The sequence below is a fragment of the Rhodococcus sp. BH4 genome, assembly GCF_002079265.1.
Taxonomy (GTDB): domain Bacteria; phylum Actinomycetota; class Actinomycetes; order Mycobacteriales; family Mycobacteriaceae; genus Rhodococcus_F; species Rhodococcus_F qingshengii.
The window spans coordinates 3,309,060-3,325,745 of record NZ_CP014941.1 but is presented as its reverse complement, the minus strand read 5'-3'; the positions used below and the strand labels follow the sequence as shown (position 1 = coordinate 3,325,745).

10 protein-coding genes are annotated in these 16,686 nt (G+C 64.5%); 4 read left to right on the top strand and 6 right to left on the bottom strand.

Annotated features, from left to right (window positions below; all coding sequences use genetic code 11):
* Positions 1–16: 16 nt before the first annotated feature.
* The 6 genes from A0W34_RS15360 to A0W34_RS15330 all read right to left on the bottom strand — a co-directional run bounded on the left by A0W34_RS15360 (position 17) and on the right by A0W34_RS15330 (position 10,410).
* Positions 17–4,192, bottom strand: coding sequence for a TIGR02680 family protein (locus A0W34_RS15360; RefSeq protein ID WP_064688180.1), 4,176 nt, complete (start codon positions 4,190–4,192; stop codon positions 17–19).
* Positions 4,189–5,631: a TIGR02678 family protein gene (locus A0W34_RS15355; protein ID WP_058226710.1), complete on the bottom strand. Its 1,443-nt coding sequence runs from the start codon at positions 5,629–5,631 to the stop codon at positions 4,189–4,191. The genes A0W34_RS15360 and A0W34_RS15355 overlap by 4 nt, the downstream gene beginning before the upstream one ends.
* Complete coding sequence (locus tag A0W34_RS15350) at positions 5,628–7,133, bottom strand: TIGR02677 family protein (RefSeq protein WP_081557900.1); 1,506 nt, start codon at positions 7,131–7,133, stop codon at positions 5,628–5,630. The genes A0W34_RS15355 and A0W34_RS15350 overlap by 4 nt, the downstream gene beginning before the upstream one ends.
* 33 nt (positions 7,134–7,166) lie before the next feature.
* Complete coding sequence (locus A0W34_RS15345; protein ID WP_081557899.1) at positions 7,167–8,252, bottom strand: hypothetical protein; 1,086 nt, start codon at positions 8,250–8,252, stop codon at positions 7,167–7,169.
* Between the two features lie 146 nt (positions 8,253–8,398).
* A complete protein-coding gene (locus tag A0W34_RS15335; protein WP_050655280.1) occupies positions 8,399–9,559 on the bottom strand; it encodes an MFS transporter in 1,161 nt (386 codons plus the stop codon).
* Complete coding sequence (locus A0W34_RS15330) at positions 9,556–10,410, bottom strand: PAC2 family protein (protein ID WP_232330052.1); 855 nt, start codon at positions 10,408–10,410, stop codon at positions 9,556–9,558. The genes A0W34_RS15335 and A0W34_RS15330 overlap by 4 nt, the downstream gene beginning before the upstream one ends.
* 168 nt (positions 10,411–10,578) lie before the next feature.
* Here A0W34_RS15330 and metH point away from each other — a divergent pair, with 168 nt between their 5' ends.
* From metH to A0W34_RS15310, 4 genes are read left to right on the top strand one after another with little or no spacing between them, the layout of a single operon-like run.
* Positions 10,579–14,148, top strand: a complete 3,570-nt coding sequence (metH, locus tag A0W34_RS15325) for a methionine synthase (protein ID WP_047270513.1) — start codon at positions 10,579–10,581, stop codon at positions 14,146–14,148.
* Positions 14,141–14,839 carry an HAD family hydrolase gene (locus A0W34_RS15320; protein ID WP_007729900.1) on the top strand — a complete coding sequence of 233 codons (699 nt, stop codon included), beginning with the start codon at positions 14,141–14,143 and terminating at the stop codon, positions 14,837–14,839. The genes metH and A0W34_RS15320 overlap by 8 nt, the downstream gene beginning before the upstream one ends.
* A gap of 12 nt (positions 14,840–14,851) precedes the next feature.
* A complete protein-coding gene (gene trhO / locus A0W34_RS15315) occupies positions 14,852–15,712 on the top strand; it encodes an oxygen-dependent tRNA uridine(34) hydroxylase TrhO (RefSeq protein WP_042450983.1) in 861 nt (286 codons plus the stop codon).
* A gap of 57 nt (positions 15,713–15,769) precedes the next feature.
* Positions 15,770–16,630, top strand: a complete 861-nt coding sequence (locus A0W34_RS15310) for a pseudouridine synthase (RefSeq protein ID WP_047270562.1) — start codon at positions 15,770–15,772, stop codon at positions 16,628–16,630.
* Positions 16,631–16,686 lie beyond the last annotated feature (56 nt).

Sequence of the window (16,686 nt, the reverse complement as noted above, 5' to 3'; positions counted from 1 at the left end):
AGGCGCACAGCAGTTTCTAGGCGTAGTCCAACGCACCTTCGGCGGGTGTCGGCACCCGGCGCCGTAGCGGCGAGCCCAATGCCCTCGCCAGATCCGTTCCGTCGTGCTCGGCGAGCAGCTCACCGTTCGACCAGACCAGCAGCGCGGCGCTGACAGCCTGTTCGGCCGTGGAGTGCGCGAGGTCGTAGTGCGCACAGCCGGGGACGTCTGCGTACGTGATCCACAGGTCGTAGCCGGTCATGAAGAGGTCCAGGTCGAACTGAACGCTCAAGCCGAGAAGCTCGCTGCGACCGTTGTCGTCGACACCGGCGAAGGCCTCGTCGAGTGCCAGCAGACGCGGGGCGTGCGGGTCGGCCGAGTCCAACATGACGTGCGCCGCGGCGAACAAAGGAAGGTGCAGCGAGACGGACTGCTCGCCACCGGACAGCGCGCTGTGCCGCGCGACGGTAAGACGGTCTTCCTTGCCCTCACCGCTGATGAGGGTGAACGAGAACACGCGCCATTGACGGTAGTCGAGCGCCGAGGACAGAATCTCCGGGTACGAGCGTTCGGGGTGCGCCGCGCGGGCGGTACGGATCTGCGTCGCGAAATGTGCTCGCAGAGTTGCCAGTTCATCGACGCCGAGGGCCGACGCGTCTCGATCCAGCAGCTTGGAGATCGCCCGCGAGCTGTCGTCGAGGTTGTCGGCGAGCACCCAGTGAACGCCGATGGTATTACCTGAGGACATCCGACGCTCACGCATCTCGGTGCCCATCTGTGCGATCAACTCGCGTGCGTCGACCGTGCGCTCGTGGATCTGCTGAGCCAATCCCGTCAACAGGGCATCTTCGAGAATGCGACGCTCGGATTCGGTGAGCAACTGCTCCTGATCGCCGCGAGCGTCGTGGATCCGCGTTGCGAACTCGCCGATCGACGAATAGCCCTGATCGTCCTGGACTCGTACGACGGTCAGCCCATCCGGTGCATCCCACTGCAGACGGTAGTCCTGTCCGGCTGCTGCGAGTTGCGCGTCGAAGTCCTGCAGCGCCGAGGTCAGTGCCGTGCGGGTTGCCTTTCGGGCGCCGTCGGTGACTCGGACTGCCGAGGTCGCAGCTTCGAGCGCTCGGTACAACTTGTCGACGTCTTCGGGGAGGACAGGCGGGTGGGCCGCGTCCTCGCTGCGATCTTCGTTCTGGATGCGGTAGACCAACTGATCGGGGCTCATCCACGCCGCTGAACTGGCCGGCCAGCTCAGGTGATCCTTGACGCCCAACAATTCCAGCAAGTCGGGGCGAGCATAGGGTGCGAGTCGCTCTGCATCACTGCGGGTTTCGGTCAGGGTGTGCCGAAGAGTCTCGACAGCGGTGTTGTACGCACCCTCCGCCGTGCCGATCTGGAGGACGGCAGCGTCGTACGCCTTTCGCGCCGCACGCTGTTCGACCTTGCATTCTTCGATCTTCGCGCGGGCTTTTGCCAGGTCCAGGTCGATCTGCTCGGCGCTGGCACCGAGGGTGTCGCGCAGCGTCTCGAGACGCTGCACCTGCTGGAGCAGACTCTCCTCGGCGATGGCGGCTTCCTCGGCGAATTCCTCCGCATTGGCGCGTGATTCGTCGAGACGGTCGCGAGACTCGCGTTCGAGTTCGACTTCCTTGGCATGCTCCCGTCGGCAGCGCAGCGCCAGTTCCCCCTGCTTCTCGAAATGACGGATCGCCGCCGCGAGGGAGTCGAGTTCACGGCCGATATGCGGGGTCCGGTGCTGCGACGCCGTCGCTCGGAGTTGCTTTTCCTTCGCCGCGAGATCAGCGATCGCCGCATCGAGTTCGCGTTGTGCCGTTTCCGTGGCCTCCGAGCGAGTACGGAGTGCGCCGGCGGATTCGGTGACCGTCTTGAGTGCGCGCAGGATCGAACCTGTCTTCGGCAATTCCTTTGCTGCAGAGTTGATTCGGCTCAGTTGCTCGTTGGTCTGCGCCACCAGTGCCTTGGCCGTATCGACTGCCGCGGCAAGTTCTTCCAGAGCCGCGTCGATCTCGGTGATCCGAGCTTCGCGTCGACGCGCCCGTGCTGTGGTGCCGATGTACTCGGCATCGGCCTTGACGTGCCGACCACGCGCGACGCCCTGCCAGAAGCGGCCGTCGACGCCGATCGCGACGCTTGCGTCGGAGTCGCCCGGCGCCTCGACGAGACTGATCGACGCGAGAATGTCCTGTACCCGAGCGTCGGGTACGTCGGCATTGCCTTCGACCTGGAGGACGTCGGCCAGCGTTCGTCCCTTCGGACGCTGCTTGACGGTCAGAGCCGTCAGGAACTGCTCGCTGACGTGCTCGGGAATCTTCTCGTCCGGGCAGACCCAGCCGTCGAGCAGATTTGCCGCTTGGAGTGCGGATTCGATTCCCGTGGCCACGTCTGGTTCGACGGAATCGGCGAAGCGCACCAACTGCCATAGCGGTGCACCACCCAGTTCACTGCGGTTGTCGGTGCGTGCGTGGAAGGCAGGCGGAGCGTCGTCGTGTTCCGCCGAGACGGCCTTGCGCTCGGATTTGAGAGCCGCGATGGAGGCGTGTGAGGCAGATATTTCAGCTTCGGCCTCACGTCGACGCTCGCGCAGCGTCTCGGTGCCGGCTTCGGTGTGCTCGGCGAGAACTGCGGACAGCGCCGGAGCGTCTTCGTCGCCGACTTCGGCGAGCGCCGCGTCGAGAGCTTCGAACAGCGACGTGTCGGCGCCGACAGCCGAAAACAGGGAGGAGTGATCGGTCCACCACGCGCGCAGCCCGCTGGCGCACTGACTTCGTGCGAGTTCCACGGCAGCTTCGCCCTCGAGCACAGCCGCCTTGGACGCTTCGAGCAGCTCTTGTCCACGGCGAGAGCTGTTTTCGGCCCGGGTTCGTTCGGTCGCCGCCTTCTCGACGGTCGCCAGTGCGGTGCGGACGACGCGTACGTCACCGTCACGCTCCTCGGCATGGCCACGGACGGCTGCCGTGATCTGGTCACTGCGTGAGCCGTCGGGCAGGGGAGTCCAGACGATGCCGGCGTCCTCGGCTGCTGCCTGAAGTTCGTCCTCGGCGCGCGAGAGTGCTTCGGCCGCACGCTTGACTGACGATGCAGCCTTGTCGGCTTCGTCGCCGCGTTGAGCGAGTGCGGCCTGCGCTTTCCGGGACTTGTCTGCCTGCTGCTCGGTCGAGAGCTTGAGCGTCGAGACGGCCTGGGCGAGATCGTCGAGTTGCTGTTTGCCTTCGTAGGCGCTCGAGCGTTGCAACGCTTCGACATTGGCGCGCGCGTTCTCGAGTGCCTGCTCGGCCTGGTTGAAGCGCTCCTCGGCTGCTGCCCGGGCCTCACGGCTGCGGGTCTGGGCAAGCGACGACTCGTCCATGGCGGCAACGCCTCTGGTGACTGCTGCGAGGCGGGTGCTGACCTGTTCGATCTCTCCGCGAGACTGCTGACGCAGGTACTTGGTGTAGACCCCGATGAAACTCTGGGCTGCCTGATCGGCGGCCGCGAGCCCCTCGAGCGCGCGGCCGACTTCCTCCATGTCGCTGAACGAACGCGCAGCTTCGAGGACCAACTGATCGTCGAGTGGACGGAGACCGTCGGTGAGTGCCTGCGAAAGGCCCTTCGGGTCGAGGTTCTTCGCGAGCTGGGGGCGGCGAAGCGTGAGAATGAGGTTGATCAGCTGGTCGTATCGCTGCACACCGAGACCGAACATCCGCGCGTCGATGGCTGTGCGGTAGTCGAGGGGACGGTCGGTGATGGCATCGCTGCCGAGTTGTTCGGCAAGCTGCTTCTTGGTCAGGGGGCGATCGTCGTTGCCGATCAGCGAGAAGTCGACCCCGACGCGGCCGTCGGCGACGAAGTACCAGCGGGTGACCTTGTCGTTGGTGCGTGTTGCGCGCATGCCGATTCCCACGGTCACCGACTCGGGATCTTCGAGGGAGCCGCGGCAGAACTCCATCCACACGTAGGAGTGCGCGCTGTCCTGGCCCCGGTAGAGCAGGTTGGACTTCATCGTGCGCTCTTCACCGGCGAACGGGTTGAGGCGCCGCGGTTCGATGCGGCCGTCGAAGACGAACGGGAACAGGACCTCGAGGGCCTTGGTCTTGCCGGATCCGTTGGGTCCCCGCAGAACCAGTCGACCGTCGGCGAACGAGAACTCTTGGTCTCGGTAATCCCAGAGGTTGATGATTCCAGCCCGAGTAGGTCGGAAGCGGGCGTTGCTCATACGTTCTCTACCTCTGATAGTTCGCCGTTGGGGGAAGGTTCGGGGCCGAATTCGTCGACCGGATCCGGTGCGGAGTTGTCCACCGCGAAGTCGATCTGAGGATCGCGTTCGCGCACGGAGACCACGACGTCGCGGTACCGGGCAAGGACGGGCAACACCAGTACGCCGCCGTCGACCGCATGCGTCAGGCGCAGACGTTGCAGCAACCCGAGCGCCTGCTTGCGCAGCCCGTTGTGATCGGCCTGCCACTGCGCCGCGAAAGTTCGCCCGAACTGGTCCACCAACTCGGTGACCTTGTCGGCGAGCCAGTCGTCGTCGATTTTCGGGTACGTGACGGGTGGCGGTGGCTCGGCCGGTTCGCCGGCGGGCAGCACGAAGTCGTCGTCCTCGTCGGCGAGGTCCTCGAAGATCCCGGCCTCGGGGATGGCGGCATCGAGTTGTTCGATCAGGTGATCGTCCGACACGTGCGGGATCGGAAGTTTCGGCAGTTCAGGAGCGTCGACGTCGAGTACGCGGTCGGCAATCTCGCCGGCCAGGAGAAGTGCCACCTGAGCGATCGTTCCGGTGCTCGGGAAGCGGACGTCGGAGAGTCGGCCGGTGGGATCGATCATCGCGATTCCCTCGGCGCGGCGCTCGGCCACCAACCCCGTCAGTAGTTCGACTTCCGACGCGGTCTTGGGCTGCGCCAACGCGATCAATTCGTGCTGATCGAGTTCACCGGCCAGTACGACCGGCCGCTCGACCAGAGCCCGACGCACTCGGCGTCCGATCTCTTTCGCGTCCACGGGAATTCCGTCGTCCTCGGAGGCGCTCGAGGTCTCGGCGGCCAGGAGTCCGCGGATGGAGTGAAGGTGCTGCAGGGCGCGCGGTGGACGGAACAGCGCTACGACGACGGAACGGTCGATGTCGTAGAGTGCTTCTCCCGCTTCGGGATTGGACGCCCAGCCGTTTGCGTCACCGTCGGCGAGGGCGATGGCGCCTCTGACTCCGAGCCAGCCCACTGCGTCGACGAAGGCGTCGCGGTCGGACGCACGATCGGTGGAGAGTTCGACGCCGTCGACCTGCGCGGCGTCGGCCGCGACGTGATCGGCCAACTCCGACAACGTGATCTGGTTTCCGGCGCGGCCCAATGCGGCCAGGCACAACGCCAGGTACGCGTAGCGCGTGCGATCGAAGGTTCGCTCGGAGGCAGTTCTGGCCGGTGCTGACGGGTTGAGCCGATCCGACACCGTGAACAGGCGCGCGGTGGTCTCCGTCACCTCGAGGCGGTAGCCGAACAGTTCGAGTAGGTCGTCACGCAGTTCGGTGGCCCAACGGCGCAAGAGCGGCAACGCAATTCGATCCGGGTACGTCGAGGTGATCAGGTGGTTGGACAGGATCACTCGCGCCGCGCGTTGATACGAGTCGAGGGCTAGGGGCGTGATCTCGCGAGCTCTCATCGAACACTGACCTCGATGCCGTCGAGATGCATTCGTCCGCGAGCAGTCTTGATGGTGGTCGAACCGTCCGAGGGACTGAGTGTCAGCTTCACCCCGTTCTCGCTACCGGTGGAGCTCTTGACGCGTCCCACCACCGGAACGCGCGCGGTCAGTGCTGCATTGAGCAGACTCAGCAAAACTTCGGTCTCCTGCTCGTTGAGTTCGCGCTGATAAACACCGTTCGACGCGAGTGATTGCGCCGCGGCGCTGCGCGTACGTTGCGCCGCCAATTGCTCTTCGCGCAGACGGCGGATGCTGCCGTCGTTGCGGGCGACCTTGCTCGGCAATCCTGGTGAGGGCGGGCGGCCGGTTTCGGCGAGTGTTCGCGCGATCTCGACCGGCGGTGCCTCCCACCACGAGCGTGAGTGAGAAATGATGTCGGCGTCCGGATGCACCATCGAGAGGTGGCGTGGACGGCCGAGGTCGAACACTGCCTGGAACAGAGCATGAGCTGCGTCTTCGGACGGCGTGGCGGCGAACCAGCCGGCGAGGTGCCGGAGCTGGCTCTCACGGCTGACGCCGCCGCGACGGGTTTCCGTGACGCGGCGAAGGAGCGCCAGAACCGCGGCGATCGCGCTCATCGTGCCCTCACGTAGACGCTCGGACTCGCTGATCCCCGATTCCGCGGAGACGAACCAGGCGGTCAATCCTCGCCAACGCGCAGCCCAGTCGTCTTCGCGTTCGGAGATCGGGACGAACACCCGTTCGTCACTGGCGGCGGCGAGGCGGATCATGCGATCGACCCCGGTGGATTCGACGTGCTCGATCGCTTCCTTGAGCTTGGGGGCGTAGCGCGCCAGATCAGAGCTGAACTCCCGCATGTGCGTGAGCAGAGCGTCCTTGTGCGTGAGGAAAGCCTGCGGAGTGATCTCCGTGGTCCGTACGAGGTCCCCGAGGGTCAGATAGAAGTGCGCGGCTCGATCAGCCATGTCGGAGAGTGTTGAGTCGAGGCGCTTGAGCTTGCGGAAGATCAGATCGCCGTCGGAGCTTCGGTTGGCCTCGGCGAGTTCGGACATGTCTGCGAGCAGGTCCGGCAGAGCGAGACGCGAGAGCGACGCCGAGTCCAGGCGTGCGGCGAGAACGTCTTCGACTGATCGATAGACCTGGTATCCGGCCTGACCGAACTGGTAGACGAAGTGGCGATTGCGGTACTCGGCCAGCGTGGCCGCGCGGGTGCCGTCGTAGCTGCGCTCGAGGATCTCCCACACGTGGAGCTGATCCAACAGGGGAGTGACCTCTGCTGCCGACAGATCGGCCGCCGGATCCGATCCACCGATCTTCTCGAGGATGTGCGCGACGGCTCCGGCATGCAGCAGGACGGTGTAGTTGGCGCGAGCATGGTCGAAGGCACGAAGTACCCAGAGGTACTCGGCCCGTTTTTCCGCGATCGTGAACGAAAACAGCTTCAGTCGATTGGTGTCGGCGTACGCGGCGTAATCGGGCGCACTCGTTTCTTCCACCATGACAGGGTAGGCGAGAGACGCCCCCTCTTTTTCCTACGGGCGATCCGTAGCAGGGGATGCGGCGCGTCGCCACTGCGATTCGTTCTCGATCATCCATGTGAGCAGGTGCTCGGCCGCCGCCTCGTCGGAGTCCGGGCCGACCAGCAGATCGGCGAACGCTTGGCTGGGGGCGACGATGCGGATGCCGTCGCGGGTGAGCAATCGGTCGAAGGCAGACGGTGAGAGGGGAGCGGTGATCCACACGTCACCGCCGGATTCCACACGCCGTAGTCCGAGAGCGTCGGCGAACTGATCGACGTTGTCGGCATGGAAGTGGGCACGTCGAGTGGGCGCGTACCGAGCAAAGGGTGCGGCGGCCACCGAGGCGGTACCGGCGTAGATGTGACCGCTGAGCTGACGCAGTTGATCGAAGAGTGCTTCCAACCCGTCCGGCGCATGAAAGCCGTGAGGCGTCGGCGCTTTGGCCCCGGCCTCAGCCGCCCATTCACGAAGCATCTTCGGCCAGCGGACGTCACCGATTCCGCCGCGGGGGAGCCGGGTGACCAGTTCGCGATCCGACAGTGTCTGAACCACCCGGTAGGTTGCTCCCGTCGATGCACCGGCCAGGCGCACCAAGGCAGTGATCGCCAGTGGCGCCGCGAAATCGGCAAGCGCACGCACGACGCGAGCTGACGGATCACCCGTCAGCTGTCCGGAAGGACGTCCGGGCCCCCGCCACGGATCGGCGTCGGCTCCGCGTCCACGCACCCAGACGGCGGGTCGATCAGCGGTCAACGACACGTTGCCCGTGGCGTCTGCGTACGAAATCGCGTGGGAATCGAGCTGCCGGCGAACCGGCTCGGACAGATATTTTGCGCACACGAAGCCGGGTTGACCGGTGGGGAAGCGATCGGCGATACCGGGAACGTCGCTGCTCAGGACACCGTGAGCGGCGTAGACGCCGAATTTGGCCACCGCGCCGTCAGGGGAGCGGAGGTCGAGTCGGAGTGGTGCCTCGGACAGGTCGGGGGAGCGCTGTGTCGACAAAGACCAGGTAGGAGGCAAATTTTCTTCGATGACGGCAACCGATCGCCGAAAAATGTCGATCGGCCGTTCCGGTTCCGACTCAGAATCGCTCATGTTCCAATGGTATCAATATCTGTCGACGACGGAAACACAAGATTTTCCGAATAATGTTCGACCCGACAGCCTCGCGACAACGGTGGTCGCTTTCGCCGAGAAACTCACTACCTACACAACTTCAAATTCGAAATTGCCGAGACCGATCAGCGTTGCTTCGGCATGATCAGGGGAGCGACGACGGCGAGCAGTAGTGCGGGGATCAGGAAGCTCGCGGCAGGCGAAGAGTCGTAAATCGGTGTCAGGGCCAGGGGAGCAAGAGCGGCGCCGCCGAAGCGCATCGCTTGGACGACGGACACGGCGCCGCCACGGTTCGGCCCCGCGGATCCGAGGACCGCCGCGTTGACGCCGACCAGCACGAACTGGCTCGCGACGCCTGCGACAAACCATGCGATCGCGATCACCGGCACCAAGCCGGCAAGGCCGACGACGGAGACCAGAACTGCTCCGCCCAGGGCGCCGATCATCACGGAGGAGCGTGCGCCGATGCGATCGATGAGGATTCCGATGCGCCGGGCCGAGAGGATGCCGGCCACGCCGAAGACGGTGAGCAGTAGGCCGCGGACGGTGGGGGACAGCCCGAACTCGTCTTCGAAGCGGAAGGCGAGCAGGAAGCTCAGTCCACCGAGGGCGCCCCAGCCGAGCAATGCAGCGATACCGATGCGGAGCACTTCGGGGCGTAATGCATCGCGGAGACGGGCGGGAGTGGTCGCTGCCGGTGCTTCGGACTTCGGAAGTCCGACGGCTCCCAGAATGCCCGCGACCACTGCGATGACGAGAAAGGCCAGACGCCAGTCGAATTCGGCCGCCAGTCCGCCGATCAACGGAGCCGACGACTGCCCTGCGGCCTGGAAAGCGCCGAAGGCTCCGAGGGCTCGACCCAGCCGTGCCTGCGGTGTTGCGGCCGCCAACGAGGCAAGCAGTAGCGGCGTGGTGAATGCGTTCGCGGAGCCCTGCAGTACCCGGGCGGCAAGGAAGATCTCGAGTGTCGGGGCGAGGAAGCATGCCAACGACGCGAGGACGTAGACGCCGTAAGCGATGCGCACCGTCCGAACCTTGCCCCACCGCGTCCCGAGTGTCCCCGACACCAACATCAGAGCGGCGAAGGGGAGCAGGTACGCGGTGAGGGAAGAGGCGGCCGCCGACGGACCGACCCCTAGATCGTCACCGATCTCGGGAAGGATCGAAGCAACCACGCCGCCGCCGAACGGGCCGAGGAACCCGCCGGCGTACAGCGCGATCAGCTGAAGCCGGAGGCGCAGTGGGCGCTGTGTACTTCCGCCTTCTTCTGGAGTGTTCTTGCTCACAGTCCGAAGCTGCCGGGGCCTCGCCGTCTGAGGTAGCGCTCGAATTCCGCGGCGATGGCATCGCCGTCGATCTTGGAGATTGCTTCGCTGATGTCGGTTTCGGCGTCTCCCCGTTCTTCCAGGGTGCGCACGTATTCGCCGATTTCCTCATCGTCCGCGGTCATTTCGTTGACCGCTTCCTCCCAATCCTCCGACTGAGCCGGGAGCTCCCCGAGTGGGACCTCGATGTCGAGAACATCCTCGACTCGTTGAAGGAGGGCCACTGTGGCCTTCGGGTTGGGTGGCTGCGAGACGTAGTGCGGAATCGCCGCCCAGAACGAAATAGCGGGTACACCAGCACGAACGCACTCGTCCTGAAGAACCCCGGTGATGCCCGTCGGGCCTTCGTACCGCGTCTGTTCCAGGTTGAATCGGGCGGCGGATTCACTGCTGTAGGCCGTGCCCGTCACCGGGACCGGTCGGGTGTGCGGAGTATCGGCGAGCAGGGCGCCGAGGATGACGACCGTCTTGACGTTCAGTTGGTCGATCAGCTCGAGCAGATCCTCGCAGAAACTGCGCCACCGCATGTTGGGCTCGATCCCGCGAAGCAGGACGATGTCGCTCTCGCTGCCAGGAGGCGAACAGACCGACAAACGTGTTGCCGGCCAAACGATTTCGCGAGTGACACCGTCGACCTGCCGGACTGTGGGGCGGTTGACCTGATAGTCGTAGTAGTCCTCTGAATCGAGTTCGGCGAGCGGCTGGGCATCCCAGATCAGCTCGAGATGTTCGACCGCACCGCTGGCTGCGTCACCGGCGTCGTTCCAGCCCTCGAAAGCTGCAACGAGGATGGGATCACGTAGGACAGGGATGTCGCCCTCGAGGCGGTCGCTGCTGTCGACGGCAAAGCCGTCAGGGCTCTCGAAGGCCGCGGAATCATCGAAATCGACCGGGCCGTCGGGAGTGACGGGGAACTCACTTGGACTCACCCACCCAGCCTACGGCCAGAGCTTGTCGGTGCGCCCACTACTCTGGACGGCATGTCTGCCCCATTTAACTCTGCCCTGCTTGATGCGCTGAAACAGCGCGTTGTCATCGGCGACGGAGCGATGGGCACCATGTTGCAGGCCGCGGACCTCACCCTGGACGACTTCCTCGGCCTCGAGGGGTGCAATGAGATCCTCAACGACACCCGTCCCGACGTGCTCAAAGACATCCACCGTGCGTACTTCGCCGCTGGTGCCGATGCCGTCGAGACCAACACCTTCGGTTGCAACCTGCCCAACCTCGCCGACTACGACATCTCTCACCGGATCCGCGAACTCGCGGAAAAAGGCACTGCTCTCGCCCGTGAAGTAGCGGACGAGATGGGACCAGGCCGCGACGGCATGGCCCGATTCGTACTCGGCTCGATGGGACCGGGAACCAAGCTCCCCAGCCTGGGACACGCACCGTACGCAGTCCTGCGTGACGCGTACACCGAAGCTGCGCTCGGCATGATCGACGGTGGCGCCGACGCCATCCTCGTCGAAACCTGCCAGGACCTGCTTCAGGTGAAAGCTGCAATCCTCGGCAGCCAGCGTGCGATGGAGCAACTCGGACTGCGGTTGCCGATCATCACGCACGTGACGGTCGAGACAACCGGAACGATGCTCCTGGGCAGTGAGATCGGTGCGGCGCTGACGGCACTCGAGCCACTCGGTATCGACATGATCGGTCTGAACTGTGCCACCGGGCCGGCCGAGATGAGTGAACATCTCCGTCATCTGTCCAAGTACTCCACGCTGCCGGTGTCGGTCATGCCCAATGCCGGCCTGCCGCAGCTCGGCCCCAAGGGTGCCGAGTATCCGCTGACTGCCGACGAATTGGCCGAAGCCCTCAGTGGTTTCGTCTCCGAGTTCGGACTCGGCCTCGTCGGTGGCTGCTGCGGTACGACGCCCGAGCACATCAGCGCGGTCGCCGACGCGGTTCGTCAGGTCGAGAAGGCCCAGCGCACGCCGATCCACGAGCCGAGCACCTCTTCGCTGTACTCGGCGGTGCCGTTCGAGCAGGACGCCAGCATCCTGATGATCGGCGAACGCACGAACTCCAACGGCTCCAAGGCTTTCCGCGAGGCGATGCTCTCCGCGGACTACCAGAAGTGCCTGGACATCGCCAAGGACCAGACCCGCGACGGCGCACACATGCTCGACCTCAACGTCGACTACGTGGGCCGCGACGGTGCCGCCGACATGTCGGAACTTGCCAGCCGCCTGGCGACGTCCTCGACGCTGCCGATCATGCTCGACTCCACCGAGCCTGCCGTGCTGCAAGCCGGCCTCGAGCACCTCGGTGGCCGCTGCGCCGTCAACTCCGTCAACTACGAAGACGGCGCCGGCCCCGAATCGCGTTTCCACAAGATCATGACTCTGGTCAAGGAGCACGGCGCGGCGGTCGTCGCCCTGACCATCGACGAAGAGGGCCAGGCTCGCACCGCCGAGACGAAGGTCGCCATCGCCAAGCGTCTGATCGAGGACATCAAGGGAAACTGGGGACTCGCCGAGTCCGACATCATCGTCGACGCCTTGACCTTCCCCATCTCCACCGGTCAGGAAGAGGTGCGACGCGACGGCATCGAGACCATCGAAGCCATCCGTCAGCTCAAGGCTGCGTACCCGGAACTCCACTTCACCCTGGGTATCTCGAACATCTCGTTCGGTTTGAACCCGGCCGCACGGCAGGTCCTCAACTCGGTGTTCCTGCACGAGTGCACCGAGGCAGGTCTGGACACGGCGATCGTTCATGCGTCCAAGATTCTGCCGATGGCCCGAATTCCTGACGAGCAGCGTGAAACCGCACTCGACCTCGTCTACGACCGTCGTAGCGAGGGGTACGACCCGCTGCAGAAGCTGATGGCTCTGTTCGAGGGTGTCTCGGCTGCGTCGGCGCGCGAGTCCCGTGCGCAGGAACTGGCGGGACTTCCGTTGTTCGACCGGCTCGAACGCCGCATCGTCGACGGCGAGCGCAACGGCCTCGACGACGACCTCACCGAGGCGATGACGATCAAGCCTCCGCTGGCCATCATCAACGAGACCTTGCTCTCGGGCATGAAGACCGTCGGCGAGCTGTTCGGCTCCGGACAGATGCAGTTGCCGTTCGTGTTGCAGTCGGCCGAGGTCATGAAGGCTGCCGTGGCATTCCTCGAACCGCACATGGAAGCGAGCGACGAGGACGGCAAGGGTCGCATCGTGATCGCGACCGTCAAGGGCGACGTTCACGACATCGGCAAGAACCTGGTCGACATCATCTTGAGCAACAACGGCTACGAGGTCGTCAACATCGGTATCAAGCAGCCGATCGCGACCATCCTCGACGTCGCGTTGGACAAGAAAGCCGACGTGATCGGCATGTCCGGACTGCTCGTGAAGTCCACTGTCGTGATGAAGGAAAACCTCCAGGAACTCAACGCACGCGGAGTCGCCGAGAAGTTCCCGGTTCTGCTCGGTGGTGCGGCGCTCACGCGCTCCTACGTCGAGAACGACCTGCAGGAGGTGTACGAGGGCGACGTCAGCTATGCCCGCGACGCCTTCGAGGGTCTGAACTTGATGGACCAGATCATGACGACCAAGCGTGGTGGCGGCCCGGCGCCGGACAGCCCGGAGGCCATCGCTGCTCGCGAGAAGGCTGCCGAGCGTAAGGCACGTCACGAGCGTTCCAAGCGCATCGCCGAAAAGCGTAAGGCTGCAGCGGTTCCCGTGGTCCTGCCGGAGCGTTCCGATGTCGCAACCGACATCGCGGTGCCGACACCTCCCTTCTGGGGCTCGCGCATCGTCAAGGGAATCTCGCTGTCCGAGTACTCGGGGCTGCTCGACGAGCGCGCTCTTTTCCTCGGCCAGTGGGGCCTTCGCGGTCAGCGCAAGGGCGACGGTCCGACGTACGAGGAACTGGTCGAGTCGGAAGGCCGTCCGCGACTTCGGTACTGGCTCGATCGGCTGACGTCCGAGGGCATCCTCGCGCATGCCGCGGTCGTGTACGGGTACTTCCCGGCGATCTCGGAGGGCGACGACGTCATCGTGCTCACCGAGCCGAAACCGGATGCACCCGAAAGGTTCCGGTTCACCTACCCGCGCCAGCACCGCGACCGCTTCCTGTGCATCGCGGACTTCGTTCGCTCGCGCAAGGACGCCGAGGCCACCGGGCAGGTCGACGTCCTCCCGTTCCAGTTGGTGACGATGGGTCAGCCGATCGCGGACTTCGCCAACGAGTTGTTCGCGTCGAACTCGTACCGCGATTACCTCGAGGTTCACGGAATCGGTGTCCAGCTCACGGAGTCTCTGGCCGAGTACTGGCATCGACGCGTCCGTGAAGAGCTAGTGCTTCCCGAGGGTCACACCGTCGCGGAGCAGGATCCCACCGAGGTTGCCGGCTACTTCGATCTCGAGTACCGCGGCGCTCGTTATTCGTTCGGATACGGCGCGTGCCCGGATCTCGAGGATCGAGCCAAGTTGGTTGCGTTGCTCGAACCCGAACGAATCGGCGTCGAATTGTCCGAGGAACTGCAGCTGCATCCTGAGCAGTCCACGGACGCTTTTGTCCTGCACCACCCGGAAGCAAAGTATTTCAATGTCTGAGTTGTTGACCGAAGTATCCGAATCAACGCTCGGTGGTGTCCTGTGGGACATGGACGGCACCCTGCTCGATTCGGAGAAGCTGTGGGACATCGCGCTTCGTGAGCTGTCCCTACGCCTGGGCGGACCGATGACGGAAGCGACACGCGTTGCCGTCATCGGTGCGTCGAGTCCCTTCGCCCTTGCGACGGTGTTCGACGCGCTCGGCCTGGAGAAGCATCCCGATGCCATCGCCGAGGCGAAGGACTGGATGTACACCCGCGTCGGCGATCTGTTCGAGGACGGCGTGACCTGGCGGCCAGGTGCTCGCGACGCACTGTCGACCGTGCGTGACGGTGGTTTGCGTTCGGCACTGGTCACCAACACCGAGCGAGTTCTGGTAGATCGGGCACTCGGCATGCTCGGCCGTGAGTTCTTCGACCATTCGGTGTGTGGCGACGAGGTCCCCAACGGGAAACCGGCAGCGGATCCGTACCTGCGCGGCGCGCATCTGCTCGGACTCGAGCCTGCGCAGTGCCTCGCGATCGAGGACTCGCCGACCGGCACGGCGTCGGCCAGCGCTGCGGGTTGCGCGGTGCTCGTCGTTCCGTGTGAGGTCGACGTCCCCGCCGGCCCTGGACGCGTGTTTCGAGAGTCCCTGTTGGACTTGTCCATTCACGATCTTCACGACGTTCACTCGAGCGCGGCACGTTAGGCTGGATTTGCTGTGGCTATTCCGAAAATTGTTCTCTTCTACCAGTTCACGCCGTTGGCGGACCCGGAAGCGATCAAGCTGTGGCAGCACAGCCTGGCCGAGTCCAACAACCTGACGGGCCGGATCATCGTCTCGCCGCACGGGATCAACGCGACGGTCGGCGGAGACATCGAGGATGTCAAGCGATATGTCCGTGGTACGCGTGGTTACGAACCCTTCCGTACCGCTGACATCAAGTGGTCGGACGGCCTCGGGAACGATTTCCCTCGTCTGAGTGTCAAGGCACGCTCGGAGATCGTGACGTTCGGTGCCCCCGACGAGCTGAAAGTCGACGAGAACGGTGTGGTCGGCGGAGGAGTTCACCTGGTGCCCAAGGAACTACACGAACTCGTCGACACTCGCGGTGACGACGTCGTGTTCTTCGACGGGCGCAATGCCTTCGAAGCCGAGATCGGCCGTTTCCGAGATGCGATAGTTCCGGACGTCGCCACCACTCGGGATTTCGTCAACGAACTCGACAGTGGCAAATACGACCATCTCAAGGGCAAAGCCGTGGTCACGTACTGCACCGGCGGAGTGCGCTGTGAGGTGTTGTCTTCGCTGATGCGCTCACGTGGCTTCGACGAGGTCTATCAGTTGGACGGCGGAATCGTCCGTTACGGCGAGACTTTCGGCGACCGCGGCCTCTGGGACGGTTCCCTGTACGTGTTCGACAAGCGGATGAACATCGAGTTCTCATCCGAAGCCAAGACACTCGGCGTGTGTGTCGATTGTGGTACTCCGACCCCGCGGTACCGCAACCGGATCGATGGCGACGGCCGAACCCTCGAATTGCTCTGCGAGAGTTGTTCACCAGACCTCGAGCAGGACTGAGCTGTGCCCAAGGCTCCGTTGCCGATCCGAAACGGTCTCGGACCTGACCGGCTGCGGATGCCGGCGGAGTCGTCGGCGCGGACCGTCCTCGAGCACCTGGTCGGCGAGCATCCCGGGGAGCGGGACCTGTGGGCGGACCTCGTCAGCGCCGGGGACGTCGTCGACGAGCACGGGCGGAAGATCACGAGCCGAACGCCCTATCAGCCGACCCGGTTCGTGTACTTCTACCGCGAGCCGGCCCCCGAGATTCCGGTTCCGCACGAGATCGAGATCTTGTACCGCGACGACTCGATTCTCGTGATCGACAAACCGCACTTCCTGGCGACCATTCCACGGGGAGCGCACATCGTCGAAAGCGCAGTCGTGCGCCTGCGCCGTGACCTGGACCTTCCGGATCTTGCGCCAGTTCACCGCCTCGACCGGATGACGGCGGGTGTCATCGTGTTCACCGTGACACCGGACCTACGACGGCCGTACCAGGAACTTTTTGCCGAGCAGCGGATCGTCAAGGAGTACGAGGCGATTGCGGGCTTCGATCCGGAACTGACTTTCCCTCGCACGGTGCGCAGCCGCATCAACAAAGTTCACGGCGAGATGACGGCTACCGAAATCGCGGGCGAGCCGAATAGTGAGACCTCGATCGAACTGATCGAGGTGATCACCGACTCGGCCGGCCGGACGCTCGGGCGATACAGGTTGCTCCCACGGACCGGCCGGACCCATCAGCTTCGGCTGCACCTCAACTCGCTGGGCGTCCCGATCGTCGGTGACAACTACTATCCGGAGTATCTGCCCGCAGTGCCCGGTGACTTCTCGACTCCGTTGCGATTGTTGGCGCGAGCGTTGGAGTACCCGGATCCGATCACCGGGCAGACCCGCAGGTTCGTGAGTTCGCGCAGCCTCGACGCAGGCCTGTGAACACCGCTGTTCGTGGGCGTGTGAAAACCGCTTCCGTCCTCGTGAAAGAATAGCTA